Source organism: Asticcacaulis sp. SL142 (assembly GCF_026625745.1).
Taxonomy (GTDB): domain Bacteria; phylum Pseudomonadota; class Alphaproteobacteria; order Caulobacterales; family Caulobacteraceae; genus Asticcacaulis.
Window position 1 is genome coordinate 2,513,456 of the sequence record NZ_CP113061.1, and the last position, 25,528, is coordinate 2,538,983.

Sequence of the window (25,528 nt, forward strand, 5' to 3'; positions counted from 1 at the left end):
ATGAACTACGATCTGTTTCGCGCCCTGCATATTCTGTCGGTGATCGCGTGGATGGCGGGGTTGTTATATCTGCCGCGGATTTTCATTTATCATATTCAGAACCGCGATAAGGCTGAGGTTGTTTCCGTCTTTCGGGTGATGGAGCGCAAGCTAATCAAGCTGATTATGAACCCGGCCATAATCGCGGCGTGGATATTCGGGTGCGGCCTGATCTATATCGATTATAAGGCGCGTGGGGCAGGGTTCCTTACCCAAGCGTGGTTTCTGACTAAGATCGCCGGGATTATCGCCATCACCGGCTGGCATCATTACCTGACGGCGACCTTTAAAAAGCTCGATCGCGGTGAGGATATCGGCTCCGAAAAATACTGGCGTATCGTCAACGAAGTGCCGTTTGTCATCGCCATCATCATGGTTCTGGCCGTGACGCTGGAGTTTGGGGCCTGATCCTTCCTTTAAAATTGACTTGACCCAAATTTAGCGTGGTGTAAGGGTTTCGCTTAAATTGGGTATGTATCGGGTTTAGATCTGATCCTCAAATCTTAAGACAGGCGCCACGGTTCTGCTGGACGGCCTTTTCAAGAAAAATTCATTCAAGACGCTTCGCTATTGGCGTCCTATTTAAACCTTATGGGTTCGCGCATCGCAGACAAACCGTCTGTGATTCATCGCGGACGCCGCCATCGTGAGACCAGGTCTATGCAAGACGAAAACGAATTTGAACCGACGCCAGAGCAAGAGGTTGAAGAGACAGAACTTGACCTGAACGGTGATGAGTCTGAGGGTGATGAGTCTGGGGACGGCGCCGAAGAAATTGCCAACCCGCAGTCCATGTCGCTTCAGGAACTGAAGGAAAAGTCCCCGGCGGACCTGCTGGCGTTCGCGGAAACGCTCGGCGTGGAAAACGCCAACAATATGCGCAAACAGGACATGATGTTTGCGATCCTCAAGGTTCTGGCCGAAGAGGGTGTCGAAATCTCAGGTTCGGGCGTGATCGAAGTGCTCCAGGACGGGTTCGGCTTTCTGCGCTCGCCCGAAGCCAACTATCTGCCGGGCCCCGATGACATCTATGTCAGCCCTCAGCAAATCCGCCGCTACGGTCTGCGCACCGGTGACACGATTGAGGGCCAGATCCGCAGCCCGCGTGAGGGTGAGCGCTATTTCGCCCTGCTCAAAGTCGCGACCATCAATTTTGAAGACCCTGAAGCCACCCGTCACAAGGTTCATTTCGATAACCTGACGCCGCTCTACCCTGATGAGCGCATGACGATGGAAATGGAAGATCCGACCATTCGCGATCGTTCCGGCCGGATCATTGATATCGTCGCACCCTTGGGTAAAGGTCAGCGCTGCTTGATTGTGGCGCCGCCGCGGGTGGGTAAGACTATGATGCTGCAAAACATCGCGAAATCTATCGCCGCCAACCATCCTGAGTGTTACCTGATCGTGCTGCTGATCGATGAGCGCCCGGAAGAAGTGACCGACATGCAGCGCACTGTGCGCGGCGAAGTCATTGCCTCAACCTTCGATGAACCCGCCACCCGCCACGTTCAGGTCGCGGAAATGGTCATCGAAAAGGCCAAGCGTCTGGTCGAACATAAGCGCGATGTGGTCATTCTGCTCGATTCCATCACCCGTCTGGGCCGTGCCTATAATACCGTTGTGCCGTCATCAGGTAAGGTGCTGACCGGTGGTGTGGATGCCAATGCTCTGCAACGTCCGAAGCGTTTCTTTGGGGCCGCGCGTAATATCGAAGAAGGCGGCTCGCTGACCATTATCGCCACCGCCCTGATCGATACCGGCTCACGTATGGACGAAGTTATCTTCGAAGAATTCAAGGGCACCGGTAACTCGGAAATCGTGCTGGATCGTAAGGTTGCCGATAAGCGCGTCTTCCCGGCGATGGATATCCTCAAGTCCGGTACGCGTAAAGAAGACCTGCTCACGCCGAAGGATGTGCTGCAAAAGACCTATGTCCTACGCCGTATCCTCAACCCGATGGGACCTCAGGATGCGATCGAATTCCTGATCGATAAGCTGCGCCAGACAAAAACCAATGGCGAATTCTTCCAAAGCATGAATACCTGATGCATATGCATCAGGTTGTTTATGCGCTCAGAGGCCGCGCAGGCTCGCTGCATTAAGCAGCGACGGCCCAAGTTGGCAATATGGCGCCCTTGCCTGATCACAATAAGACTATCATTGTGATCAGGAAATTATGTTTTGCCTTGTTGGGAGATAGAGATGAAAGTCACCGTAAACTGCGAATGTACCCCTGAAGAAGCCCGCGCCTTTTTGGGTCTGCCGGACGTCGCACCGCTGAATGAATTTCTGGTCGAACAAACCCGCGCCAGCTTTGAGAAGAACATCCACCAGATGCAGCCCGAAGAACTGCTCAAGACCTGGTCAGGTCTGGGCGTTCAGATGCAGGATAATTTCCTGAAACTGTTCCAGATGTCAGCGTCCGCAGGCATGAGCGGGTTTCCCAAAAAGTAGGTGTTTCACGTGAAACATACGATTTTCGCTCTGGCCAGCGCACAGGGCCGGGCGGGCGTGTCGGTTATCCGCATCTCTGGCCCGCAGGCGTTTGAGGTTGTCACGGCCTTACTTGGCCGATTGCCGAAGCCGCGATTTGCCAGTTATGGCGAACTGGCCTGGCAAGGTGATGTAGTCGACAAAGCGCTGGTGCTGATCTTTAAAGGCCCGAATAGCTTTACGGGCGAGGACTGCGCCGAATTTCATGTTCATGGTTCGCGAGCCGTTCTGGATCGGCTCTATCATATATTCAACGAGATGGGGTTGCGTCATGCGGAGGCCGGTGAGTTTTCCCGGCGCGCCTTTGAAAACAATAAGCTCGACCTGACCCAGGCCGAGGCGATTGCTGATCTGGTCGATGCCGAGTCTGAGGCTCAGCGGCGTCAAGCTCTGACCCAATTGGACGGCGGTTTGAAAGTCCAGTACCAGACATGGCATGGCGATCTGCTGAAAATTCTGGCTCATATTGAGGCTTTGATAGATTTTCCAGACGAAGATATTCCGCAAGCACTGGCTGATCAGGTCATAGGCGATATTATCCGCCTGAAATCGGAACTGGGTCAGGCGATCAGTGACTCCAAAAAAGGCCGGCAAATTCGGGAAGGTTTTCGGATTGCCATCCTGGGTCAACCTAATGCCGGTAAGTCGAGCCTGTTCAACGCGCTATTGCAAACGGATGCGGCGATCGTCGCCCCCATAGCCGGGACGACCCGCGATGTGATCGAAGCGCCGATCCATATCGGGGCCTATAGCGCGCTGATCTATGACACCGCCGGTTTGCGTGAGACCGATGATGTGGTGGAATTTGAGGGTATCCGTCGGGCGCGGGTGCGGGGCGAGCAGGCCGATCTGCGCATCTGGGTGGTGGATAGTTCACAGGCCCTAAGTTCTGGCTGGCCGCAGGTTCAGACGGGGGATTATCTTATCCTAAACAAGATCGATCAGTCTTCAGTGGATGTACGCGGTGCTGTCAAACGAGAACTTTCTGGTTTGGGTCTGAAGATATTTGAAACGGATCTGACGACCGAGCGGGGCGTTGCAACCGTTAGATCGGCCCTGCAAAGCCATCTGGAGCAAGCACTCTCCCTATCGACATTTCCCTCCGCCACACGCGAACGCCATTTTGAACGTCTTCGGGATATCGACCTTAGTCTGGAACGGTCTTTAGGCATCGGGTTCAACGTGCCTGAACTGATGGCCGAAGATATCCGTCAGGCTATGAGCGGCTTTGATGCGCTTTATGGCCGCACCGATGTAGAGCAGGTTCTCGACCATATTTTCTCAAGTTTTTGCATTGGTAAGTAAACCCGCCTCATCCCAAAAAGTGTTTGCGGTTTTTGGATAAAGATGAGGCGCAAACACCGCTGTGTTTCACGTGAAACACTTCGTTAATGAAGATTATTGCCGCCTTAACCTCTGAAGATTCGACGCACCCGTTCCTATCTGATATAGGCAGCGTTCCTTCATACCGTTTGAAAGTTTGACCGAATATGTCGCAATCGCACTTGCGCTTTTGGGATGTTATTGTCGTTGGCGCGGGCCACGCCGGCTGCGAAGCTGCGGCCGCGTCGGCGCGCATGGGTGCCAAGACCCTGCTGTTGACCCATCGCCTGGAAACCATCGGTGAGATGTCGTGTAACCCAGCGATTGGCGGGTTGGGCAAAGGCCACTTGGTGCGTGAGATTGATGCCATGGACGGCGTCATGGGGAGGATGGCCGATAAGGCCGGTATTCAGTTCAAAGTGCTCAATCGATCAAAGGGGCCTGCCGTGCGCGGTCCGCGCGCCCAGATCGACCGCAAACTTTACCGCGAGGCCATGCAGGCCGAACTGTTTACGACCGAAAATCTTGAGATCATCGCCGCCGCCGTCGAAGACCTGATCCTGGACGGCGATCAGGTCGTGGGGGTGATTGATGCCGAAGAGGTTGAGTATCGCGCGAAGGCGGTCGTACTGACGACAGGCACCTTTTTGCGCGGGATCATCCATATCGGTGATAAGCGCACTTCGGCCGGACGGTTTGGGGATCAACCCGCTAATGGTCTGGGACAGCGGCTCTATGATCTCAAACTGGATATGGGCCGCCTGAAAACCGGCACGCCGGCGCGTCTGGACGGCACAACCATCAACTGGGATATCCTTGAAAAACAGGAAGGTGACGCTCAGATACAGCCGTTTTCCATGATGACGGACAGCATAGACCGCCCGCAAATCACCTGCGGCATTACCTATACTAATGCGCAAACGCATAAGATCATCGAAGATCATCTATATGAATCGGCGGTCTACGGTGGCTATCTGTCGGGTCGGGGTCCGCGCTATTGCCCGTCGATCGAGGACAAGGTGGTGCGCTTTGCCGATAAGACCAGCCATCAGATTTTCCTGGAACCCGAAGGCTATGACGACGATACCGTCTATCCCAACGGCATTTCGACCTCGGTATCTGAGGCCACTCAGGAAGCCTTTTTGCGCACGATCGTAGGGCTGGAAAATGTGGTCATCAAACGCTACGCCTATGCGATTGAATATGACTATGTTGACCCGCGCGAACTGTATCCGACCCTGCAATTGAAAAAACTGCCGGGCCTGTTTCTGGCGGGACAGATCAACGGCACGACCGGCTATGAAGAGGCCGGGGCGCAGGGGCTTATGGCCGGGATCAATGCCGCCGCTCAGGCCGGTGGCAAGAGCCCGCTCATCCTTGGCCGTGATCAGGCCTATATCGGCGTCATGATTGATGATTTGGTCACCAAGGGCGTGACCGAGCCTTACCGTGTGTTCACCAGCCGGGCTGAGTTCCGTCTGAAATTACGGGCCGATAATGCTGATCAGCGTTTGTCGGATATCGCCCTGAACATTGGCGTGATGGGTGAGGCGCGTAAAGCTCACTGGCTCTCGAAAAAGGTTAATCTTGAGACGGTGCGCGCCCGTGCGGCAGAGCTGAAACTAACGCCAAACGAGGCTCGCACTCACGGTATTCAGGTCAACAGCGACGGTCAGAAACGTAATGTCATGCAGCTTTTGGCCTATGACACCTGCGACCGTGCAAAGCTGGAAGCCATCTGGCCGGAAATTCGCGACTGGGCCGATCACCTGTTTGAACAGGTCGAAATCGACGCGCTCTATGCCGGCTACCTGGGCCGTCAGGAAGCCGAGATTAATGCCTTCCGTAAGGATGAAAATCTCGAACTGCCGGACGATCTCGACTACAATGCCATCGGAGCTTTGTCGAACGAGGCCTGCGAAAAGCTTAACCGCATCCGTCCGAAAACTGTCGGCCAGGCCGGTCGTATCGAAGGCATGACGCCGGGGGCATTGACGGCACTTTTGTTCCATGTGCGCGGCCTGAAAGCCCGTGTCGCCTGATGAGTGACAGTGTACCTATGACGCCTGTACAGATGGCGTCGCATCTGGTGTTTCACGTGAAACACGAGGCGATCGTAGACCTCACCCGCTTTCAGCAAATTCTAACCGATAAAAATGAGGTCATGAATCTGGTCGGGCCGGCGACTGTGCCGCACTATTGGTCGCGGCATGTGCTCGATTCTGCCCAGCTTCTCAACCACGCATCCGACGCTAAAACCTGGGCTGATCTGGGCGCAGGGGCAGGGTTCCCCGGTGTGGTGCTGGCCATACTTTTGAAGCACGCCGAACCGTCGGGAACCAAACCCCATGTCTATCTGATCGATAGCCTGACCAAGCGCTGTCTGTTTCTGAGTGAAGTCGTAAAATCGCTTGATCTGCCCGCCACCGTTATCAACGACCGGGCTGAAAATGTTAAGCTCAAAGTCGATGTGGTGACGGCCCGCGCCATGGCGCCTTTGCCAAAACTGCTGGGCTTTGCCGATGGTTTCTTTTCACGTGGTGCTGAGGGATGGTTTCTAAAAGGTGAAAATGTGGATAGCGAGCTTGAGGAAGCCGAAAAGGCTTGGCAATTCGCCTCAAACAAGTATTCATCTCTAAGCGACCCGCGCGGGCGTGTGGTGCATATCCGGAGTTTGAAAAATGTCAGATAAGGCCATCCAAAAACCCCGCGTGCTGGCGATTGCCAACCAAAAAGGCGGCGTCGGCAAAACTACGACCGCGATTAATTTGGGTACGGCTTTGGCCGCAGTCGGTGAGCGCGTGCTGCTGATCGACCTCGACCCGCAAGGTAATGCCTCGACCGGCCTCGGTGTGCCCCGGTCTGCCCGTACCACCACCATCTATGACGTCATTGTTGATCAGCAACCGATCGGCGATATGGCCATCAAAACCCTGGTACCGGGGCTTTATATCCTGCCGTCTGACCCCGATCTGTCGGGCGTTGAAATCGAACTGGGGCAGGCCGAGCGCCGCTCTTACCGGCTGCGCGATGCGCTGGACCGGATGGCGGAATTTGAGATGCTCTATTCCTATGTGCTGATTGATTGTCCACCGTCTCTGAACCTGTTGACCGTCAATGCCATGTCGGCGGCGGATGCGGTTTTAGTGCCGCTGCAATGTGAATTTTTCGCGCTCGAAGGTTTGACGCAATTGATGCGCACCATAGATCTGGTACGTGGCAGCCTTAATCCGAAGCTTGAGATACAAGGGATTGTGCTGACCATGTATGATCGCCGTAATGCTCTGTCCGGCCAGGTGGCGCAGGATGTACGCGGTCACTTCGGTGAAAAGGTCTATGAGACGGTGATACCGCGTAATGTGCGCGTGTCCGAGGCGCCATCCTTTGGCAAGCCCGCGCTGATTTACGACCTTAAATGTTCGGGCAGTCAGGCCTATTTGAAGCTGGCCAAGGAAGTGGTCACACGTGAAAAACGCCGTAAGCGCCAACTGGCCGCTTAACCCTAAATCTAATGGAATTTGATATGTCAGAAAAACACAGGGGTTTAGGCCGGGGTTTGTCAGCGCTGTTGGGGGAAGCCGCAACACCCGTGCCGGTCACACCGCCGCAGGCTGAAACTAAATCGGCGGATGCACCGGTAGGGCCGGTATCGATGAGCCTGGAACAGCCGATTGAGTTGCTGAAACGCAATCCCGATCAGCCGCGTAAGGTTTTCAGTGAGGCTGAAATTGACAGTCTGGCGGCATCTATCAAGGAAAAAGGGGTGCTCCAGCCCATTCTGGTGCGCGCGATTGCCGGCACGAACGAATTTCAAATCATTGCCGGGGAACGCCGCTGGCGGGCCGCGCAAAAAGCCGGTCTGCGCAATGTGCCGGTGCTGGTGCGCGATCTGGATGATCTTGAGGTGCTGGAAATCGGCATTATTGAGAATGTTCAACGTGAAGATCTCAACGCGATCGAAGAGGCCAAGGCCTATAAGGTGTTGATGGAGCGCTTTGGGCGCACCCAGGATGCGGTGGCGCAGGTCGTGTCCAAGAGCCGCTCACACATTGCCAATATGCTGCGTCTGCTGAACCTGCCCGAAAGTGTGCAGGATCATGTACTTGAAGGGCGTTTGTCGGCAGGTCATGCGCGCGCCATTGCCACGGCGTCTGATCCGGCAGCCTTGGCCGAACTGATTATTGAAAAAGGTCTGTCGGTGCGTCAGGCTGAGGTGCTGGCCCGTCAGGAAGGGCAGGGCACAACGTCCAAGACCTCTAAACCTCGTCATTGGGATGACCCGGACACCAAGGCCCTGCAACAGGATTTGCAGGATGTGCTGGGCCTTAAGGTGCGGCTGGACGACAAGGGCGGCAAGGGCGAACTGCGTCTGAGCTATGCGTCCCTGGAACAACTTGATGAGGTCTGCCGCCGCCTGATGAAGATGTCTTAGTCAGAGGCCCCGCTTGGCGCGGCTTATTAAAGTCCAAGCCGCTTGGCGCGGCCGGCAATACTCATATAGAGCCGCTCAGAGATCAGCAGGTCGGGCATACCGGTCGATTTGCAGGCCTTATCGGTTTCAATCAGTTCGCGGGCAATCGGATCAAGCACATCTTCCCGCCACGATCTGACCTGACGCAAAAATTCAGCCTCCTGTTTCCAAAAAACTCCCGCCGATTTAGCGGCTTCCTTGGCGCCGATGCCTTGCCCAATCAGGGTCTGGATCAGACGGATTTTAGCGAAATGGCCGCTGAGGGCGCGTACCGCATCGGTCCCGGCCTCGCCTTCGGCAAAGGCCCGGCGCAGGGCGGCTTGCGCAGGTTTCATCTTGCCGCCAAAGGCATCCTGAGCGGCCTGAAACAAAGACGCTTCGGGCTCGACCCCTAAGAAATCCTCTAAAGTTTTGGCATCCAGCGTGCGTTTGGAACCCGGTCCGATGAACAGGCACAGGCGCTCAATCTCCTGACGGGCCACACCGCGTTCGCGCGGCAGACGAGCGACAAAGATATCGAGCGCTTCGGGGCTAAGGCTAACCTCGTTTTGCTGCAGGGTTTCACGGGTCATGCGCGCCACGTCCCCGGCTTCGTCTTCGTAACAGGCGATGGAAGCAACATTCTTGTCGTTATCGGCCTGTCGGCGCAGGGCTGAGTCCGTGCCTAAGCCCCCGGCCTCGATCAGGAAAAAGGCGTCCGGGTTGAACTCACCGGCGGCATGGGCCTTGAGGCTGGCGGCGATAGCCTTATCGAGCGTGGCTTTTTCGGAACTGAATTTGATACGCACCAGCCGCCGCCCGCCCATCAGCGACTGCGCGGTCAGCTCGTCATCGAGCTTAGCCGGATCATGGTCAATATCGCTGTCGGTCAGAATGGAGACGTTGAACGGGTCTTTCGGATCGGCGACGATCTTGGAGGCCAGCAGATTGGCGCGCTCTAAAACCTGCCCACGATCCTTACCGTAGATCAGACAGGCATTGATCGGCGCTTGCGGCTTGGCCAGAAAAGCCTCGATCTCAGGCCGTTTGACCAGCTTCATTTCTTATTATGAAAGTACAAAGCCAGATCGGCCTGAATTTTCTGGGAAATACCGACGGCGGCGCGCTCTTGCCCGTCCTGTTGCGAGGCCATAGACGCATACGGGCTTTCGGCGGCGTCATAGGTGGTGGCATCAACAAAATTGGACTTATAGACCACTTGCCGGGTTGAAAGATCGGTCAGGCTATAGGCCACGCTATTGGATATTTCATAGCGTGACGCCGTGTCATCCAGCCCCAGACCCACACCAAAGCGACGCTCGGTCAGGGTGATATCGAGTTTATAGCGCTTGGCGGCCTTGGAATCCTCAAGCAGGCCCTTAGACAGATCCTGTTTCAGGAAGTAGCCGGTGCGGGTATCGGGCACCACGATATCCACTTGCGACAGAGACGTGACCAGACCACGGTCAGCATAGAGTGGCTGAAACCCGCAGGCACTCACGCCTAAGAGGCTGAGCCCCATCAGGGTCGCCACAACCAGTTTTGCGGGCTTTATCATGACCTGTTATCCTACGACAAAGTTCAGGATGCGGTTCGGCACCACCACGACCTTACGGATCGTAACGCCTTCAAGATGTCGCTTAACGGCTTCGTCTTCAAGCGCCAATGTGCGGATTTCCTCTTCGGTCGCCCCAAGTCTGACCAGAAGCTCACCGCGTTTCTTGCCATTGACCTGAACGGGCAGGGTGTAGACATCGTCCTGGGCCAGAGCCGGATCAAACTTCGGCCAGTCGGCATCCACGATCAAGCCGTCATGACCCAAACGCGTCCAGCACTCTTCGGCCAGGTGTGGCGTGACGGGTGCAATCAGTCCGGCGAGGATCGTGAGGGCTTCACGGCGGGCTTCAGAGCCAGTTTCATTGACGTCGGAATTGCGCAAAACATTAACGAATTCATATAGTTTTGCGATGGCCGAGTTAAAGCGGAAGGACTCGAAACCGTCTGTCACGAATTTGGCGGCCTTATGGGCGGCCTTGCGAATTTCCTGCGCGGCAGCGTCGTTTTTTGCGGTAATATGTTCCGACGGAAAACTGTCAACCTGATCCCAAACGCGGGAGGTAAAGCGCCATGACCCTTCAACGCCGGAGGCCGTCCATTGCACGTCGCGCTCAGGCGGCGAGTCCGACAATACAAACAGGCGGGCTGCATCGACGCCGTAGGTATCAAAAATGTCTTCAGGGGCGACGACGTTCTTTTTTGACTTCGACATTTTTTCAATGTCGCCGATTTTCAAAGCCTCGCCGGTCGAAAGCTTGACAGCCGTGCGTTTGTTACCCTCAGCGGTAAGTTCGACATCAGCCGGTTCGACCCAATCGCCAGCGGCGGTCTTATAGGTCTCATGGGTCAGCATGCCTTGAGTGAACAAACCGGCAAACGGCTCCTTCACATCCAGATAGCCGCAGGTATTGAGGGCACGAGTGATGAAGCGCGAATAGAGCAGGTGCAGGATGGCGTGCTCGATGCCGCCGATATACTGATCGACCGGCAGCCAGTAATCGGCCGCGGCCTTATCAATCGGGGCATCCGCCTTCGGGTCGGTAAAGCGGGCGAAATACCACGACGAGTCGACAAAGGTGTCCAGCGTGTCGGTTTCGCGGCGCGCGTCCTTTTGGCAGTGCGGGCATTTGACGTGCTTCCAGGTCAGGTGGCGATCGAGCGGATTGCCGGGCACATCAAAGGTCACGTCTTCGGGCAGAACCACTGGCAACTGATCGTCCGGCACGGGCACGACGCCGCAGTCTTCGCAGTGGATGACCGGAATCGGGCAACCCCAATAGCGCTGACGCGATACGCCCCAGTCACGCAGACGGTAGACCGTGGCGCCGCGGCCCAGATGCTTGGCCTCAATGGTGGCAATCGCCGTTTCCTTGGCGGTTTCAATATCAAGCCCGTCGAGGAAGCCGGAATTAAAGATGCTGCCGGGGCCCGTATAGGCCTCATCACCGACTTTGAAGGTATCCGGGTTTTCACCGTGCGGCAGGACGACCTCAATAACCGGCAGGTCATATTTGCGGGCGAAATCAAGATCGCGCTGATCATGGGCCGGACAGCCGAAAATGGCGCCGGTGCCATAGTCCATCAGGACGAAATTGGCGATCCAGATATCGAGCGTTTTGTGGGCATCGAACGGATGCGCGACCTTAAGGCCGGTATTGAACCCCAGCTTTTCACCGGTGTCGATCTCTTCCTGAGTGGTACCGCCGCGTTTAACCGTCTCAAGAAACGCTGTTAATTCAGTGGTTTGCGGGAGGGTCTTGACCAGTGGGTGATCAGCGGCCACCGCGACAAAGCCAGCACCATAGAGCGTATCCGGACGGGTGGTATAAACTTCCAGGCCTGTTTCGAACAGGTCGGTGCGCGGTTCAGAAAACTGGAACTTAAAGCGCAAACCCTTAGAGCGGCCGATCCAGTTGGCCTGCATCAGGCGTACCTTGTCCGGCCAGCGGTCGAGCGTCTCCAAACCTTCGGTCAGATCATCGGCATACTGAGTGATTTTCAAAAACCACTGGGTCAGTTTTTTCTTCTCGACCACGGCACCTGAGCGCCAGCCCTTACCGTCGATAACCTGCTCATTAGCCAGAACCGTGTTGTCGACCGGGTCCCAGTTGACGACGCTTTCCTTGCGGTAGACCAGTTCGTGCTTCAGCAGGTCAAGGAACCACTTTTGCTGCTTACCGTAATAGGCGGCATCACAGGTTGCAAATTCGCGCGTCCAGTCAATCGACAGGCCTAAGCGCTGAAGTTGCGCGCGCATGGCGGCAATATTGTCGTAGGTCCAGCCCTTAGGATGGATGCCACGCTCCATAGCCGCGTTTTCCGCTGGCATACCGAACGCATCCCAGCCCATCGGGTGAAGCACGTTAAAGCCGCGCGCGCGCTTATAACGGGCGACAAGGTCCCCCATCGCGTAGTTACGCACATGGCCCATGTGAATCCGGCCCGAAGGATAGGGAAACATTTCAAGGACATAGTACTTATCCTTAGCTTCTGCCTCTTCGGGGGTGCGTGTCAGGAACACGCCTTTATCATCCCATCTTTGACGCTGACGGGGTTCGGACTCTTTGGGATTATAACGTGACATTAAACCGGTGGGTTTTGGGAAGTTAAGGCTTTAAAGGCGGTCTGGTTTTACTTATTGACGTTGGACAGGCGCAACTGACGGGCACGGGTCAGGATGGCGTTTTCCACGTCGATTTCGGTCTGAGCCGATACCGCCGAGTCAATCCAGCCGCCATTTTGCATGACCTGCTTATTGACCGTGACGTTGAGGGCATCGGCGCGCAGACGCGAGTCCAGAATATAGACCGTGGTCTTGAAACGCTCATCCGGCTTTTCCGGGTTGGCGTACCAGTCAGAAATGATCACGCCGCCCCAGGGGTCAGCCGAGGTCAGCGGCATAAAGGAGATGGTGTCAAGCGAGGCGCGCCACAGATAGGCATTGACCCCGATACCGGCTTCGGTCGTGTTAGCAACCGGCTGGCTGCCTTTGAACATTCCTAAAAAACCTTTGTTTTCAGACGATACGGCGACGGGGCCGGTGTCGTCTTTTTTGCCAATCATGGCGCAGGCGCTTAAAGAAAGCAGTGATAACGCGGTAAAACCAAACACAGCGCTACGAATAATGGTCATCTGAAGGATCACTCCGCATTAGTCTTTTAGGATGATCACCCTTATCGTCGCGAAACTGGACTTAAGTGTGTCATGATTATAAGCCGCTTTGAAACAGCCGCCAAACCCTGTTTAGCCGCCGTTTGCGGTTCTATAGCATGGCGATGCGGGGGTCTGACAAGCGTTTCGTGAACTTAAGCGCAGAACGGCGCGGTTAAGCGGTGTTAAGCGCAGGTTAGCCATAAGGCGTTGCTAAAGTGACACAATGTCCAAGGGAATCCGGGCAACCCGGTTTGACTCTTCGTGATTGGCTTGACCACTGATATGATCAGACTTAATTGATTTTTGACATATATCCGTCGCAAAATCTGACTAAGGGTGACACCCGTTATTTTTAGGTGCAGATACTGACGATATTCAGGTCGTGTAGCGCGTTTAACGAGTATAAAAAGATGAAATGGTTCGGGCAAATATTGGCGGGAGTTGCGGTACTGGCATTAGCCGGTTCGGCCATGCCTGCGCTTGCTCAAGGCAAATCAGTTAAACCGTCCGCATCTACTCAGGTTTCAGGCCTGTCTGAGGCCACTCTGGCGCTGGCGTCCAATGTGACGACTGAGCCCGCGGCCAGTCCGGCGTCGAACTTCAACAAGCCGCAATCCAAGTCGATCCAGCTCAACGGCCGTGGCCGCTGGGGCGTGCAGGTCGATGTCAGCGAACAGCCCGTTCGGCCTTCGGGCTGGAACGATGTCGAAGCCGGGGCCTTTTATAAGGTGAACCCAAAGCTGCGCGTCGGCGGTTCGGTCGGTTTTGGCGAAAAGACCAATGCTTTGAAGCCGGTCACCAAGCAACAGCAGGACGCCGAGGATAAGCCGCGCGTTCGTCTGGAAACCCGCTTTAAGTTTTAAGCGGCGATTTTAAGCCATTTCACGCTTAAACCCTCATCTCATCTTGGATCATGAAGGCATCGACAGCGCCCAGACCGCGTAAGCCCGTGCCCATTAACGCGTCGACCGTATCCACACTGATACCGCCCAGACCATAAACCGGCACAGGCGACAGCTCGCAAAAGGCCTTAACCCCTTTGGCGCCCAAAGGTTCAATCCCATTGGCGGACGGGCTGTTTGACGCAAACACCGGGGAGATAAACACGGCATCGAGCGCATTGATCCCGCCGCTGTTCAGGGTTTTCAGGCTATGACAGGCGGCGGTGATGTAAAGCTGCGGATACTGGCGGCGTATGTCTGTGGCCGCCTCCAGATTACGTTCCGGCAAATGGACGCCGTCGGCACCGACCTCCAGCGCCAGATCGACATCGTTACCGATCAACAGCTTAAGCCCGCGTTGCTCGGCTATGCCTTTGAGCACGCGAGCATGGGCGGGGGCGTGTTTGTCACCAAAGCTGCGATAGATGATGCCGCAATCTGCGGGCAGGAGGCTGGCGACATCTTCCGGATGCGGGGTGCGCTCAGGGTCGGTAAAGAAAAACAAGGGCGGCAGATCGGTTGCCGGTTCATGACCCTGAGTCTTTGGGGCGTGGCCATTGAGATGTATCAAGGGGCTGGACATACGCGCGCTTCGGGCTATGTCTTTGGCCTTGTTCATCATATACGCAAAACGGGTTTTGTAGGTCATGGTCATCAGTACCCAACCGGCGGCATCGGCCGTCGCTTACGCGCGCATTGTAGCGCAAATGTCGAAGGCCTTAAAGCTTGCTGGTCGGCCGTCGGATGCTGCGCGCTTGACCGCCGTGTCCAAAAACCAGCCCTGGGAGGTGATTGAGCCGGTACTATTGGCCGGACACCGCACCTTTGGCGAGAACCGTGTGCAGGAGGCGATCGAGCGCTGGGAGCCGGCGCGGGATGATGTCTATAGCGGTCTCGATCTGCGCCTGATCGGGCCATTGCAGTCGAATAAGGCTGAAGAAGCGGTTGGGTTTTTCGATGTGATTGAAACGGTTGATCGCGATAAAATCGCCCGCGCCATTGCTGATGCGGCGCAAAAAAAGGGCCGCTGTCCGCGCCTGTTTGCACAGGTCAATATTGGCGAAGAGGTTCAAAAAGCAGGGATTTTACCGAACGAGGCAGATACATTTTTGCAAAAAACTGTGCGTGACTATGGCCTGACTATCGAAGGGCTGATGTGCATCCCGCCGGTCGATGGCCCCAAAGGCCCCTATTATGCCCTGATGCAAAAGATCGCCGCGCGAAACGGGATCACGCACCTGTCCTATGGCATGAGCGACGATTTCGAGGTCGCCTTACGGTTTGGATCGAACGAAATTCGTGTCGGTACGGCAATATTTGGTAGCCGCTGAACAGACTGACCAACCTTCACGCAGATTTGATCTCAATCGCACTGTCCGGTTCGGCCAGCTCCAGCAGCATCAGAACATCCTCGATTTTCATCGCCACACAGCCCTCAGTGCCGACATATCCCTCACGCGCGACGTGGGCAAAGATCGCGGAACCATGCCCCGCCACGACCGGATCGTCATTATAACCCAGCACAATAATGACATCATAGACATGGTCTTCGCGCCAAAGGCTTTCCGTGCGGCCCTTATAGGGCAGTTTGACCGGCTGATTGTAGGCCTCATCGGCCGGATCGTCGCACCATCCGTCATCGGGCGTAAGCGCCACAAGCGGCAGCACGGTCTTGGGGGCGGGGGTACGGTCAGGCCGGTAATAGACAAAGCGGATCGGCCACACCCCCAGCGGAGAGCGCAAATCGCCTTCTCTTTTATCCTCGGCGGCAATAACGCCCTCTTTCCCCAGCGCGCAACGCACCCTATGTTGGTTTAGAACGACCTCGCCGCGGTTTTGCTCTGGTATATCATGGGCGGTTGCGGTAAAAATCTTGACCATTTCGTCACTATTGTTGGCAAAACTCAAAGAAAAATAAGTTACAGGAATATGGTGCAACAAAAAACCCTGCTTATAGTTGATGACGACGATGAACTGCGCGAAGCTCTGGCTGAACAGCTTGAGCTGCACGAAGAGTTCAAAGTGACCCAGGCCAATAACGGCACCGAAGGCATTCGGCTGGGTAAGACGATCAATGCCGATATCATTTTGCTGGACGTTGATCTGCCGGACATGGACGGGCGTGAAGCGTGTCGCCTGCTGCGCAAATCGGGCCTGACCACGCCTGTGATCATGCTGACCGGGCAATCGACCGACTCCGATCAGATTCTGGGGCTGGACGCGGGCGCCAATGATTATGTCACAAAGCCCTTCCGCTTTGCCGTCCTGCTGGCGCGTATCCGCGCTCAGGTGCGCTCTCATGAGACGAGTGAAGACGCCACCTTCCGCATCGGGCCGTATGAGTTCAAACCGGCGCTTAAGCTGCTGATCGATCAGGCTCAGAAAAAAGTCCGCCTGACCGAGAAAGAAACTAATATCCTCAAATATCTCTATCGGGCGGGCGGTAAGCCGATCACGCGCGAAGAACTGCTGACCGAGGTCTGGGGCTATAATGCCGGCGTCACCACCCACACGCTGGAAACCCACGTATATCGTCTACGTCAGAAGATCGAACCCGATCCGGCCAATGCGCGGCTGCTGATGACCGATGCAGGCGGGTACCGGTTGCAGTTTTAGTTACTCCGTTAAAAGTCTCTCGCTTCGCTCAGTGTACTTTTAACGGTATCAATATGGTCCCGCAGGTTAAGCCTGCGGGATTTTTTGTAGCTATTCTTCTGTAAGGGACGCCTGATGCTCTGCATCGCCCGCTTCGTCCATGACGTACCAGACAAACCAGGTGGCGTCTTCGATTTTGCCGCCGCTGGCCAGATAGGGCTCAACGTGGGCGGGGAAGGCTTCGCGGATTTGCTGATGAAAATCAAAGTGCTGTTGCAGGTCGGCCATTTCCTGATGGGACAGCTCAGCCGCCATGCGCACGCGCACTTCCCACGGTAAATCGGGCGGCACCATGGCTGCCGGGTCGGCATCCACCCAGTCACATTCACCGATACAGCCGGGAATGCGCACTTGAAGCTGCCCGCCTAAGTTCAGCAGGTTCATGTCCGCCGCCGCCTTGACGACTTGGGGGATGTCTTTGACCCGCCATGCATATTCGCCGTGCTGAACATCAGCCTTGGCTAAGATATGGGCGGGCAATTGGGCTTCTAGAGGGGTATCAGTCATTGTGTGGCCTTCAATTAGAACCTCCCCTGATTACAGGGGAGGGTGGCAGACGATCCCTTGGGATCGGATGACGGGTGGGGTTAATAACCCCCTCTGTCGCTCGCTTCGCTCACAGACAGCTCCCCCTGCATCAGGGGGAGTTCTTAAAAGTTAAATCGTAAACTCTACCTGTATGGGGGCATGGTCAGAGGGGCGTTCCCATTCGCGCACCCAGTCGTGGATTTTGGCGGTAATGTCGCCGGTGGCGCGGGCTTTGAGTGCCTGATTAAGCAGGATGTGGTCGAGCCTCAGGCCGCGATTTGATTTACGGAAATCGGCAGAGCGGTAGCTCCACCAGGTAAAAATTTTCTCAGGCAGCGGATAGGCGTCGCGGAACGGATCATACAGGTCGCCGGAAGTTATAAACTCACCAAACGCCTCGATCTCCTGCGGCGTGTGGCTGACGATTTTGAGCATCTGGCGGTGGCTCCAGACATCAAACTCACCGGGGGCGATGTTAAGGTCGCCGCAGATCAGCAGCGGATGGTCTTTATTGCGGGTTTTCAGATGGGCGCTGACCCGCTCATAGAACTCCAATTTATGGTCGAACTTGTCATTGGCGGTGCGGTCAGGCACATCGCCGCCCGCCGGAATATAGAAGTTCCAGATTTCGACGCCATTTATGACAATCGCCTGAACGCGCGCTTCGCCCCGGCGGCAGAACGGCAAAAGCTCATTGGCTTCAAACGGATAGCGTGAGGCGATGGCGACACCATGCCAGCCTTTTTGACCGGCGATGTGAATGTGCGGGAAACCTATGTCGGCAAAGGCCTGACGCGGAAATTCATGTTCCTGGCACTTGATTTCCTGCAGGCAGATGACGTCGACATCAATGGCGTTCAGGAATTTGGCGATCTGCTCCATGCGCAGACGCACCGAATTGACGTTCCATGACACCACTGACAATCGCATAAAATAATTCCTAACAGACCACCTCCAAGCCTCGTCTTGAGGCTTGGCAAGCACGACCGTGCGCCGCCGCTAATGCGGCGAGCCTGCGCGGCTCCTGAGCGCATATAAAGAAAAAAGCCCGCTCTGCAAACAGGGCGGGCTCAAGGATTGGCATTTAACACGAAAGCGTAAGGAAATGCACACAAGAGAGGTGCGTGAGGGTCTGTAAAGCCGCTAACCTCAACAGGTCGCTCTCAGCACATGACGAAACCGTAACACCGTTACATATTTCCGCAAGCGCTAAATTCGCTTAATTGGCGTATCAGTTTTTGGAGACCGACGACTTATTGAGCACAAACAGCGACGGTTTCAGGGACGCGGCGGTATTGAGCGTCAGCAAATTTACGCGGGTCGATTTGCCCTGCGCATCTACCACCGTCCAGTCGCCAAGGGTTAGCTTACCGGCCTGATCGCGGAAGGTCATGGTGATGGCGCCCTCGACGTCTTTGCGGCGATCGCGGGCTTTCAGGCGGAAACCGTCGGTGGTGCGGGTGACTTCGGTGACGATCACGCCCTGATCGAGGCGAATTTGCTTCGACAAAAACAGCGACAACGGCGTGAACGACAGCGGGTACTGATCAAACGATTTCAGGCGCGGGTCCCACATATTGACGTTCTTGCCATCGGCCACGACCAGCACGGAATAGGGGGCGTCATATTCAAAGCGGATCTTACCCGGCCTTTGCAGCCACCACTGACCGGAGGTCACGCGACCCCGGAAATCGGTCTGCTCGAACCGGCCGGAGGCGGCGCTTAAGGCTTGCAGATAGGCGGTGGCGCGTTTGATGCGGGCCTGATCCTCAGCCGCAAAGGTTGGCACACGCACGAACGTCGTGCCGGTGGTCTTGTTCTGGGCGAGCGCAGGCGTGGCGGCAAGGGCTGCCAGTCCTGCGATGAAAGCGCGTTTGGTGTAGTGCGTCATAAGCTTACCCATAAATCCAAAATCATAATTATCGAATGCTTTATGTGCCGAGCGCGGCATTTTTTCGGCTTTAACCTTAGTCGCGCAATTTATTCCAAAAACCGGAACCACTTTTTGGATTGCGCTTGATTATGGATTTAGCGGTTTACGCCTGAATGGGGCATGAATAATCGGGTGGGCATATAGTTAGGTTGGCAAATTTTGCCATTGATGTTAATCTCCCCACATGACCACCATGAATATCTCTCTGCCAGACACGTTGAAATCGTTCATTGATGAGCGTGTCAAAGCGCGTGGTTATGGTTCACATAGTGAGTATCTGCGTGATTTGGTGCGCAAAGATGCTATCGAAGCCGACAAAGAAAAAATGCGCGGCCTTATCATTGACGGGCTGAATTCGCCTTTGGGGCGTCCTTGGGCGGAAACGAAGACTGAACTCCTAAAGCGCGCTAAAAACCCTCCTGAATGAAGCCCGTTATTACCCGCAGGCTTGTCGACACAGATATTGAAGCGGCATTTTCATATTATTTGCGCGAGGCGGGAGGCGCTGTAGCTTCTGATTTTGTTGAAGCCGTCGATGCGCTGTTCAGACATATTGAGCAGTACCCGGACGCTGGATCAAATCATTATGGTGAGCAGCTTGATATACCGGAACTGCGCCATCGCTTATTAACGCGATTTCCCTATGTCGTTTTTTACATCAGTCAGGCCGACTACATAGATGTAATTCGGGTTCTGCATCAGCAAATGGATATACCGGCGCAGTTACAGCCTGACATTTAACCCCACCCGTCTGCTTCGCTGCGCTTGCAGCCACCCTCCCCTGAAATCAGGGGAGGTTCTTAAGTTCCGGTTCTAGGGGCTTGCCCCTAGTGGCCTGGGGGTGGGCCGACGAGGATATCGCGTTTGCCGACATGGTTGGCGGGGCCGACGACGCCTTCCAGTTCCATCTTTTCCATCAGGGAGGCGGCACGGTTATAGCCGATTTGCAGTTTTCTCTGGATGTAGGAGGTCGAGGCTTTGCGGTCGAAGGTGACGTAGTAGACGGCCTTATCGTACAGGTCGTCGCCGGAGCCGCCACCTTCGCCCATGCCGCCATCGCCGCTGCCCTCACCGTCATCATCGCCGCCAGCAGTGATGTCTTCGAGGTACTGCGGCGAGCCTTGCGAGCGCAGATATTCGGCCACGGCTTCGACTTCATTATCGCCGACAAACGGGCCGTGCAGACGGGTGATGCGGCCACCGCCAGCCATATAAAGCATATCGCCCTGCCCCAGCAGTTGCTCAGCACCCTGTTCCCCCAGAATGGTGCGGGAGTCGATTTTTGAGGTCACCTGGAACGAAATGCGGGTCGGGAAGTTGGCCTTAATGGTGCCGGTGATAACGTCTACCGACGGGCGCTGCGTGGCCATAATCAGGTGAATACCGGCGGCGCGGGCCATCTGAGCCAGACGCTGAACGGCGCCTTCGATGTCCTTACCGGCCACCATCATCAGGTCGGCCACTTCGTCGATGATCACGACGATGTAGGGCATGGGCTCAGGCACCATTTCCTCGGTCTCGAAGATCGGCTGGCCGGTTTCATCAAAGCCGGTCTGGACTTTACGGATAAAGTTCTTGCCCTCAGCGGCGGTCGCTTTGGCGCGTTCATTGAAGGACGCCACGTTGCGCACGCCGATCTTGGACATGCGGCGGTAGCGGTCTTCCATCTCCTTGACCGTCCATTTGAGCGCGACTACGGCCTTTTTCGGGTCGGTCACCACGGGCGCGATCAGGTGCGGGATGCCGTCATAGACCGACAATTCCAGCATCTTGGGGTCGATCATAATGAACTTGCACTGCTCCGGATCGAGGCGGTACAGGATCGACAGGATCATGGCATTGACCCCGACCGACTTGCCCGAACCGGTGGTCCCGGCGATCAGCAGGTGGGGCATTTTGGCCAGATCAGTGACATAGGGCTCACCGCCGATATTTTCACCCAAAACCATCGGCAGGATGTGACCGGCCTTTTCAAACTCGGCGGAGGCCAGCATGTCGCGCAGGTAAACGGTTTCGCGCACGGCGTTGGGCAGTTCGATCCCGATGGCGTTACGGCCCTGAACGATCGAAACACGGCAGGAGCGGGCGGACATGTTACGGGCGATATCATCGGCCAGAGCCACGACGCGCGCACCTTTGACACCCGCGGCCGGGGCCAGTTCGTAAAGGGTGACGACCGGGCCGGGCCGGATCTGATCGATCACGCCCTTGACGCCAAATTCAGCCAGCACGCTTTCCAGCATACGGGCGTTTTGGCGCAGAGCATCTTCGTCAAAGCTGGTGGCGCGGGGCTTGGGTTTTGACAGAATATTCAATTCCGGCAGACGGAAATTGCCGGGTTTTAAGAACTCAAAGCTGGACTGGCGCTCATCGACCACCGGCTTTGGGGCCTTGGGCATTTTGATGGCGAGCTTGGGCTCATGGGACGTTTTGGGCGCCGGTGCGTAGTCGTCGTCATAAGACGGCATATCCGCATCGTCGTCGTCAAACGGGGCGGCTTCGCGGCTGGCGACCATCGGTTCGGTTTGAGGCGCCACATCAAATGGCGGGGTATCATCGATGAAGGTCTTGGTCGCCTTGGCTTTGGGTTTTTTGCGTACCGGCTCATCAAAATCGGCGTCCGGATCATGGGCTTTGACGCCGATGGTGGCGGCAAAATTCTGGATGCCAAAGGCGATCTTTGAGCCGATCTTCATGTAGGTGTCGCCGCGCAGGCGCAGGGCATTGTTAAAGCACCACAGGCCCAGACCGGCAAAGATGATGGCCGCGATGATGTCGCCATAGGGCAGCTTCATGAAATGGAACAGGCTGGCCAGCAGACCATGAAGACCTTCGCCCCAGAACCCACCCCAGCTTTGGGCCAGCACCGGATCGGGGTTGCCGGTATGGATGGGCGCCAGCGTCGCGGCCAGGGCCAGACCAAACAGGAATGACCAGAAACTATGGCGGCGCAGGAAATTACGGGTGGCGTCGGGGTCGGTTTCCATCATGCGCAGAAAGCCGAAATAGGCCATGAACAGCGCCATCGGCCAGGCGGCGACCCCCAGCGATTGCAGGCCCAGATCGGCGATAATCGCGCCAAATCCGCCCAGGATATTGTGCGGTGACTGCGATGAGGTCGTGTTCAGGCTGGGGTCATTGGCATCAAAGCTTACGAACGCAAACAGGCAGGCCAGACCGAGCAACATGACAAACGCGCCGCGCAGACGCGCCATAGGCACAGAGCGCCAGATCAGGCGGGCATGGGTTTCCAGTTGAGTGATAATCGTCGCGGTCAGGCTGGCCATAGGTTCAGTCGAAGGTTTTAAACGGATACAATGGGACTAATTGCCACGGATATGGTTAAGAGCTGTTTACGAAATCAAAAAAAGCCTATGGTTTTTTGACCTGTTTTCATCGGCTGAAAGTGGTATCAAACCGCTATGGAAAAAACCTGTGACGTAATCATTTCCGGTGCCGGCATGGCGGGCATGACCTTGGCGCTGGCGCTTGCGAAAAATGGCCTTAAGCCTGTGTTGATCGAGCGGCAGCCGGTAACGGATCAGCTTGATGCGGGCTATGACGGGCGGGCCTCGGCCATTGCCTATAGCTGTTTCCGGCAATGGAATGTGTTGGGGGTCGGGGAAAAGCTGGCCCCGCTGTCGTGCCGGATGGATGAGATCATGGTCACGGATGGCCATCTGCCGGGCGCGGCGACCAAAGCGCCTTTGCCATTTTATCTGCATTTCCGCGCGCAGGAAATCTCAGACCGCTCCGGCGATGAACCGCTGGGCTATATGGTCGAAAACCGCCATATCCGCACGGCGCTCTATAACGAAATTAAGGCGTCGGGGATTGAGGTCATCGCCCCCGCGACCATTGAAACCATTGAAGAAAACCCATCGCGCATTTCGGTGACGTTGAACACCGGCGATGTTTTAAGTGCGCCGCTGCTGGTCGGGGCCGAGGGGCGGCAATCGAAACTCAGAGACTGGGCCGGTATCCGCAATATCGCCTGGGACTACGGCCAAAGTGCTGTGGTGGTGACGGTGAAGATGCAGCATCCCCATAACCACGTCGCCTATGAGTATTTCCTCACCTCCGGCCCGTTTGCGATTTTGCCGCTGACCGATAATCGCGCCTGCATCGTCTGGTCGGAAAGCCATGATAAGGCCAAGGCCCTGATGGGCGTGCGTGATGAGCTGTTTTTCGCCCATTTTCAGGAACGGTTCGGGGAGTTTCTGGGTGAGATCGAGCTGGTCGGGCCGAAATTCATCTATCCGCTCGGTTTAAGTCTGGCCGAAGATATGTACAAATGGCGTTTGGCGCTTTTAGGGGATTCCGCCCACGGTATTCATCCGATTGCGGGGCAGGGGTTGAATCTGGGTCTGAAAGATGTGGCCGTCTTGGCCGAAGTGGTGATTGAGGCGGCGCGTCTGGGTGAAGATATCGGATCGGAACTGGTGCTGGAACGCTATGCCAAATGGCGGCGGTTCGACAATGTGACGACCTCACTGGCCACCGACGGGTTTGTGCATCTGTTTTCCAACAATAACCCCATCCTGCGACCTTTGCGGGGCTTAGGCATGGGCATGGTCAACCAGATCGGGGTGTTCCGGCGGTTCTTTATGGAAGATGCCGGGGGTGCAACGGGCGATTTGCCGCGATTGCTACAAGGCCAAGAACTTTAGCGCTTACCGTCAAAAGTACACTGAGGCGCAGCCGAAGGACTTTTGACGGAGTTTCATTACCCTTTTAGAGGCTCGAACTTACGGGCCTGATCGACCAGCATGATCGGCACGCCGGAGCGGATCGGGAAGGCCAGACCGGTGGTTGGGCTGATCAGTTCCTGCGCTGTTCGATCATAGGTCAGCGGACGGCGTGTGACCGGGCAGACCAGTACCTCCAACAGGCGCGGATCGATCTCGATATTCGGTTTTTCGGTCGTATCGGTCATGCAGCTACTCAGCTAAATAGGATGGAGGACAGGCGGCGGCGGCCGGATTTGGCCAGTTCCGACATCTGACCGATGGCAAAGAAAATCTTGACCAGATAATCGCGGGCGGCGCTGTCGTTCCAGTCAGGCGACGCCTTGATGATGGTCAGCAGTTCATCGACAGCCTTTTCCATATCGCCGTGGGCCGCGAGGCCCCTGGCCAGATCAAAGCGGGCCTGATGGTTGGCCGGATCAGCACTTATGGCATCATAGAGCGGCGACAGATCGGCGGGTGCATCTTCGGCCAGCTCAAGCGCGGCGCGCAGGCTCAAAATATCGCTGTCCTTGGTATCAGCGGGGGCCATATCGAGGAAGCCCTTGGCCTGTTCCGGTTCACCGACCTTGAGGTAGAGGCGCGCAACGCCCGCTATGGCTTTCAGGTTTTGCGGGTCTTGCTCCAGCACGAAACTGAAGGCTTCCATAGCGCTGGTGACATCGCCTTGGGTGGCCGATTGCGCGGCCAGTTCGAGCGCGTCATCAATGGTCGGGCCATCACCTGCACCGCCGACACCAAGGCGTTCAATAAAGGTGCGCAGTTCGGATTCGGACTTTGCGCCTAAAAAGCCGTCCATCGGCTTACCGTCCACAAAAGCATAGACGGTAGGGATGGATTGCACGCGCAACTGACCGGCGATCATCGGGTTTTTATCGACGTCGATCTTGACCAGCTTAACGGCACCCTTGGCGTCCCTGACGACCTTTTCGAGCGCGGGCGTCAATTGCCGACACGGCCCGCACCAGGTCGCCCAGAAATCGACGATTACCGGACGGATTTTGGATTCTTCGATGACGTCGGCCAGAAAATTGGCGTCGGAGCCGTCGATAATAAGGTCGCTGTCGGCCATTGGGATACCTGTGAATTGGAAAGCTTGTTTACATCAAGATGGGGTGCGGCCGCAACCGGTGCAAGGGTTTAAGTGGTGGCCTTAGCTAATCGGACGGGCTTCAACCTGATCAAAATCAAAGACCACCAGATCCGGCCCCAGATGGGCAATAAATGTACGGAAATCGGCCTGAGATAAGGTGGTGGTGGCGGTATTGACCAGCGGATGAAAGTTGACGTGATCGGCGTCCGCCAGATGTTTATCCAGAATAAACTGCACACGGTGGTCGGGATCGTTGATAAGGCCGAGCGCCGTCACCGATCCCGGCCTGACGCCCAGCGCGTCATAAAGCCGGTCTTCTGACCCGAACGACAGCCGCCCTGAGCCGATATATTTTGGCAGGGCCTTGAGGTTAATCTGGGTCGATTGTTCAGCGCTGATCAGCCACAGTTTGCCCTTATCGTCCTTTAAAAACAGGTTCTTGGTGTGCGCACCGCGCAGGGCGGCCTTGATGTCATCGCCTTCGCCGACCTTGAAAACGGCTTCGTGTTCGAGGGTTGTGGTATCCAAACCGAGATCATCAAGGATTTTCAAAAGGCTGTCTTGGGTATGTGGCATTTTCGCAGGTTGATTTTCGCTAAGGGTAATGGTTTG

The 25,528-nt window shown here is 55.9% G+C and carries 27 protein-coding genes; 14 read left to right on the plus strand and 13 right to left on the minus strand.

Features of this window, described 5'->3' with window-relative positions; all coding sequences use genetic code 11:
• The 8 genes from OVA03_RS11410 to OVA03_RS11445 all read left to right on the plus strand — a co-directional run bounded on the left by OVA03_RS11410 (position 1) and on the right by OVA03_RS11445 (position 8,290).
• Entirely contained in the window at positions 1–447 is a 447-nt protein-coding gene (locus OVA03_RS11410; RefSeq protein ID WP_267524657.1) for a CopD family protein, read from the plus strand.
• A 252-nt stretch (positions 448–699) separates the two neighbouring features.
• Positions 700–2,088 (plus strand): transcription termination factor Rho, encoded by a 1,389-nt coding sequence (gene rho, locus OVA03_RS11415; RefSeq protein WP_267524659.1) that lies wholly within the window; start codon positions 700–702, stop codon positions 2,086–2,088.
• A gap of 156 nt (positions 2,089–2,244) precedes the next feature.
• Positions 2,245–2,496 (plus strand): DUF6489 family protein, encoded by a 252-nt coding sequence (locus tag OVA03_RS11420; RefSeq protein ID WP_189484888.1) that lies wholly within the window; start codon positions 2,245–2,247, stop codon positions 2,494–2,496.
• A gap of 9 nt (positions 2,497–2,505) precedes the next feature.
• Entirely contained in the window at positions 2,506–3,840 is a 1,335-nt protein-coding gene (mnmE, locus tag OVA03_RS11425; protein ID WP_267524664.1) for a tRNA uridine-5-carboxymethylaminomethyl(34) synthesis GTPase MnmE, read from the plus strand.
• 185 nt (positions 3,841–4,025) lie between these two features.
• Positions 4,026–5,900, plus strand: coding sequence for a tRNA uridine-5-carboxymethylaminomethyl(34) synthesis enzyme MnmG (gene mnmG, locus OVA03_RS11430; protein WP_267524683.1), 1,875 nt, complete (start codon positions 4,026–4,028; stop codon positions 5,898–5,900).
• 17 nt (positions 5,901–5,917) lie between these two features.
• A complete protein-coding gene (gene rsmG / locus OVA03_RS11435; protein WP_267524685.1) occupies positions 5,918–6,550 on the plus strand; it encodes a 16S rRNA (guanine(527)-N(7))-methyltransferase RsmG in 633 nt (210 codons plus the stop codon).
• Positions 6,540–7,358 carry a ParA family protein gene (locus OVA03_RS11440; protein WP_267524687.1) on the plus strand — a complete coding sequence of 273 codons (819 nt, stop codon included), beginning with the start codon at positions 6,540–6,542 and terminating at the stop codon, positions 7,356–7,358. Before rsmG ends, OVA03_RS11440 begins: the two co-directional genes overlap by 11 nt.
• A 23-nt stretch (positions 7,359–7,381) precedes the next feature.
• Entirely contained in the window at positions 7,382–8,290 is a 909-nt protein-coding gene (locus tag OVA03_RS11445) for a ParB/RepB/Spo0J family partition protein (protein ID WP_267524689.1), read from the plus strand.
• Positions 8,291–8,316: 26 nt separating this feature from the next.
• On the opposite strand, the gene holA is transcribed toward OVA03_RS11445, so the two are convergent.
• From holA to OVA03_RS11465, 4 genes are read right to left on the minus strand one after another with little or no spacing between them, the layout of a single operon-like run.
• Complete coding sequence (gene holA, locus OVA03_RS11450; RefSeq protein ID WP_267524691.1) at positions 8,317–9,369, minus strand: DNA polymerase III subunit delta; 1,053 nt, start codon at positions 9,367–9,369, stop codon at positions 8,317–8,319.
• Complete coding sequence (locus OVA03_RS11455; RefSeq protein WP_267524693.1) at positions 9,366–9,866, minus strand: hypothetical protein; 501 nt, start codon at positions 9,864–9,866, stop codon at positions 9,366–9,368. The genes holA and OVA03_RS11455 overlap by 4 nt, the downstream gene beginning before the upstream one ends.
• Before the next feature lie 6 nt (positions 9,867–9,872).
• Positions 9,873–12,449 (minus strand): leucine--tRNA ligase, encoded by a 2,577-nt coding sequence (gene leuS / locus OVA03_RS11460; RefSeq protein ID WP_267524696.1) that lies wholly within the window; start codon positions 12,447–12,449, stop codon positions 9,873–9,875.
• Positions 12,450–12,496: 47 nt separating this feature from the next.
• Complete coding sequence (locus tag OVA03_RS11465) at positions 12,497–12,997, minus strand: DUF3576 domain-containing protein (protein WP_267524698.1); 501 nt, start codon at positions 12,995–12,997, stop codon at positions 12,497–12,499.
• 431 nt (positions 12,998–13,428) lie between these two features.
• Between OVA03_RS11465 and OVA03_RS11470 the strand changes: the two genes are divergently transcribed.
• Positions 13,429–13,881, plus strand: coding sequence for an NtrZ family periplasmic regulatory protein (locus OVA03_RS11470; RefSeq protein ID WP_267524700.1), 453 nt, complete (start codon positions 13,429–13,431; stop codon positions 13,879–13,881).
• Positions 13,882–13,906: 25 nt separating this feature from the next.
• On the opposite strand, the gene OVA03_RS11475 is transcribed toward OVA03_RS11470, so the two are convergent.
• The gene (locus OVA03_RS11475) at positions 13,907–14,608 is read right to left on the minus strand and encodes a thiamine phosphate synthase (protein ID WP_267524701.1); all 702 of its coding nucleotides are present in this window, start codon (positions 14,606–14,608) and stop codon (positions 13,907–13,909) included.
• Here OVA03_RS11475 and OVA03_RS11480 point away from each other — a divergent pair.
• Positions 14,607–15,290 (plus strand): YggS family pyridoxal phosphate-dependent enzyme, encoded by a 684-nt coding sequence (locus tag OVA03_RS11480; RefSeq protein WP_267524704.1) that lies wholly within the window; start codon positions 14,607–14,609, stop codon positions 15,288–15,290. The genes OVA03_RS11475 and OVA03_RS11480 overlap by 2 nt on opposite strands.
• A 16-nt stretch (positions 15,291–15,306) precedes the next feature.
• On the opposite strand, the gene OVA03_RS11485 is transcribed toward OVA03_RS11480, so the two are convergent.
• On the minus strand, positions 15,307–15,840 hold the full coding sequence (locus OVA03_RS11485) for a L,D-transpeptidase family protein (RefSeq protein ID WP_267524706.1): 534 nt from the start codon (positions 15,838–15,840) through the stop codon (positions 15,307–15,309).
• Positions 15,841–15,888: 48 nt separating this feature from the next.
• Here OVA03_RS11485 and OVA03_RS11490 point away from each other — a divergent pair, with 48 nt between their 5' ends.
• Entirely contained in the window at positions 15,889–16,575 is a 687-nt protein-coding gene (locus tag OVA03_RS11490; RefSeq protein WP_189484874.1) for a response regulator transcription factor, read from the plus strand.
• Between the two features lie 90 nt (positions 16,576–16,665).
• On the opposite strand, the gene OVA03_RS11495 is transcribed toward OVA03_RS11490, so the two are convergent.
• The 3 genes from OVA03_RS11495 to OVA03_RS11505 all read right to left on the minus strand — a co-directional run bounded on the left by OVA03_RS11495 (position 16,666) and on the right by OVA03_RS11505 (position 19,033).
• Positions 16,666–17,121: a hypothetical protein gene (locus OVA03_RS11495; protein WP_267524709.1), complete on the minus strand. Its 456-nt coding sequence runs from the start codon at positions 17,119–17,121 to the stop codon at positions 16,666–16,668.
• A 150-nt stretch (positions 17,122–17,271) separates the two neighbouring features.
• Positions 17,272–18,072, minus strand: coding sequence for an exodeoxyribonuclease III (xth, locus tag OVA03_RS11500; protein WP_267524711.1), 801 nt, complete (start codon positions 18,070–18,072; stop codon positions 17,272–17,274).
• A gap of 301 nt (positions 18,073–18,373) precedes the next feature.
• The gene (locus OVA03_RS11505; RefSeq protein ID WP_267524713.1) at positions 18,374–19,033 is read right to left on the minus strand and encodes a LolA family protein; all 660 of its coding nucleotides are present in this window, start codon (positions 19,031–19,033) and stop codon (positions 18,374–18,376) included.
• A gap of 235 nt (positions 19,034–19,268) precedes the next feature.
• Here OVA03_RS11505 and OVA03_RS11510 point away from each other — a divergent pair, with 235 nt between their 5' ends.
• Positions 19,269–19,502 carry a ribbon-helix-helix domain-containing protein gene (locus OVA03_RS11510; RefSeq protein ID WP_267524716.1) on the plus strand — a complete coding sequence of 78 codons (234 nt, stop codon included), beginning with the start codon at positions 19,269–19,271 and terminating at the stop codon, positions 19,500–19,502.
• Entirely contained in the window at positions 19,499–19,816 is a 318-nt protein-coding gene (locus OVA03_RS11515; protein WP_267524718.1) for a type II toxin-antitoxin system RelE/ParE family toxin, read from the plus strand. Before OVA03_RS11510 ends, OVA03_RS11515 begins: the two co-directional genes overlap by 4 nt.
• A gap of 86 nt (positions 19,817–19,902) precedes the next feature.
• Here OVA03_RS11515 and OVA03_RS11520 read toward each other — a convergent pair whose 3' ends face one another.
• Positions 19,903–22,362 carry a DNA translocase FtsK gene (locus OVA03_RS11520; protein WP_267524720.1) on the minus strand — a complete coding sequence of 820 codons (2,460 nt, stop codon included), beginning with the start codon at positions 22,360–22,362 and terminating at the stop codon, positions 19,903–19,905.
• A 135-nt stretch (positions 22,363–22,497) separates the two neighbouring features.
• Between OVA03_RS11520 and OVA03_RS11525 the strand changes: the two genes are divergently transcribed.
• On the plus strand, positions 22,498–23,745 hold the full coding sequence (locus OVA03_RS11525) for a UbiH/UbiF/VisC/COQ6 family ubiquinone biosynthesis hydroxylase (protein WP_267524722.1): 1,248 nt from the start codon (positions 22,498–22,500) through the stop codon (positions 23,743–23,745).
• Between the two features lie 56 nt (positions 23,746–23,801).
• On the opposite strand, the gene OVA03_RS11530 is transcribed toward OVA03_RS11525, so the two are convergent.
• The 3 genes from OVA03_RS11530 to OVA03_RS11540 form a co-directional block, all read right to left on the minus strand.
• Positions 23,802–24,011, minus strand: coding sequence for a Trm112 family protein (locus tag OVA03_RS11530; protein WP_267524724.1), 210 nt, complete (start codon positions 24,009–24,011; stop codon positions 23,802–23,804).
• An 8-nt stretch (positions 24,012–24,019) separates the two neighbouring features.
• Positions 24,020–24,895 carry a thioredoxin gene (gene trxA, locus OVA03_RS11535; RefSeq protein ID WP_267524726.1) on the minus strand — a complete coding sequence of 292 codons (876 nt, stop codon included), beginning with the start codon at positions 24,893–24,895 and terminating at the stop codon, positions 24,020–24,022.
• Between the two features lie 81 nt (positions 24,896–24,976).
• Positions 24,977–25,492, minus strand: a complete 516-nt coding sequence (locus OVA03_RS11540; protein WP_267524729.1) for a prolyl-tRNA synthetase associated domain-containing protein — start codon at positions 25,490–25,492, stop codon at positions 24,977–24,979.
• Positions 25,493–25,528: the final 36 nt, after the last annotated feature.

Excerpts from the sequence above, each read along its gene's own strand:
- OVA03_RS11410 (WP_267524657.1), top strand. The coding sequence starts at position 1 with ATGAACTACGATCTGTTTCGCGCCCTGCATATTCTGTCGGTGATCGCG.
- rho (WP_267524659.1), top strand. The coding sequence starts at position 700 with ATGCAAGACGAAAACGAATTTGAACCGACGCCAGAGCAAGAGGTTGAA.
- OVA03_RS11420 (WP_189484888.1), top strand. The coding sequence starts at position 2,245 with ATGAAAGTCACCGTAAACTGCGAATGTACCCCTGAAGAAGCCCGCGCC.
- mnmG (WP_267524683.1), top strand. The coding sequence starts at position 4,026 with ATGTCGCAATCGCACTTGCGCTTTTGGGATGTTATTGTCGTTGGCGCG.
- rsmG (WP_267524685.1), top strand. The coding sequence starts at position 5,918 with ATGACGCCTGTACAGATGGCGTCGCATCTGGTGTTTCACGTGAAACAC.
- OVA03_RS11440 (WP_267524687.1), top strand. The coding sequence starts at position 6,540 with ATGTCAGATAAGGCCATCCAAAAACCCCGCGTGCTGGCGATTGCCAAC.
- OVA03_RS11445 (WP_267524689.1), top strand. The coding sequence starts at position 7,382 with ATGTCAGAAAAACACAGGGGTTTAGGCCGGGGTTTGTCAGCGCTGTTG.
- holA (WP_267524691.1), bottom strand. The coding sequence starts at position 9,369 with ATGAAGCTGGTCAAACGGCCTGAGATCGAGGCTTTTCTGGCCAAGCCG.
- OVA03_RS11455 (WP_267524693.1), bottom strand. The coding sequence starts at position 9,866 with ATGATAAAGCCCGCAAAACTGGTTGTGGCGACCCTGATGGGGCTCAGC.
- leuS (WP_267524696.1), bottom strand. The coding sequence starts at position 12,449 with ATGTCACGTTATAATCCCAAAGAGTCCGAACCCCGTCAGCGTCAAAGA.
- OVA03_RS11465 (WP_267524698.1), bottom strand. The coding sequence starts at position 12,997 with ATGACCATTATTCGTAGCGCTGTGTTTGGTTTTACCGCGTTATCACTG.
- OVA03_RS11470 (WP_267524700.1), top strand. The coding sequence starts at position 13,429 with ATGAAATGGTTCGGGCAAATATTGGCGGGAGTTGCGGTACTGGCATTA.
- OVA03_RS11480 (WP_267524704.1), top strand. The coding sequence starts at position 14,607 with ATGGTCATCAGTACCCAACCGGCGGCATCGGCCGTCGCTTACGCGCGC.
- OVA03_RS11475 (WP_267524701.1), bottom strand. The coding sequence starts at position 14,608 with ATGACCTACAAAACCCGTTTTGCGTATATGATGAACAAGGCCAAAGAC.
- OVA03_RS11485 (WP_267524706.1), bottom strand. The coding sequence starts at position 15,840 with ATGGTCAAGATTTTTACCGCAACCGCCCATGATATACCAGAGCAAAAC.
- OVA03_RS11490 (WP_189484874.1), top strand. The coding sequence starts at position 15,889 with ATGGTGCAACAAAAAACCCTGCTTATAGTTGATGACGACGATGAACTG.
- OVA03_RS11495 (WP_267524709.1), bottom strand. The coding sequence starts at position 17,121 with ATGACTGATACCCCTCTAGAAGCCCAATTGCCCGCCCATATCTTAGCC.
- xth (WP_267524711.1), bottom strand. The coding sequence starts at position 18,072 with ATGCGATTGTCAGTGGTGTCATGGAACGTCAATTCGGTGCGTCTGCGC.
- OVA03_RS11505 (WP_267524713.1), bottom strand. The coding sequence starts at position 19,033 with ATGACGCACTACACCAAACGCGCTTTCATCGCAGGACTGGCAGCCCTT.
- OVA03_RS11510 (WP_267524716.1), top strand. The coding sequence starts at position 19,269 with ATGAATATCTCTCTGCCAGACACGTTGAAATCGTTCATTGATGAGCGT.
- OVA03_RS11515 (WP_267524718.1), top strand. The coding sequence starts at position 19,499 with ATGAAGCCCGTTATTACCCGCAGGCTTGTCGACACAGATATTGAAGCG.
- OVA03_RS11520 (WP_267524720.1), bottom strand. The coding sequence starts at position 22,362 with ATGGCCAGCCTGACCGCGACGATTATCACTCAACTGGAAACCCATGCC.
- OVA03_RS11525 (WP_267524722.1), top strand. The coding sequence starts at position 22,498 with ATGGAAAAAACCTGTGACGTAATCATTTCCGGTGCCGGCATGGCGGGC.
- OVA03_RS11530 (WP_267524724.1), bottom strand. The coding sequence starts at position 24,011 with ATGACCGATACGACCGAAAAACCGAATATCGAGATCGATCCGCGCCTG.
- trxA (WP_267524726.1), bottom strand. The coding sequence starts at position 24,895 with ATGGCCGACAGCGACCTTATTATCGACGGCTCCGACGCCAATTTTCTG.
- OVA03_RS11540 (WP_267524729.1), bottom strand. The coding sequence starts at position 25,492 with ATGCCACATACCCAAGACAGCCTTTTGAAAATCCTTGATGATCTCGGT.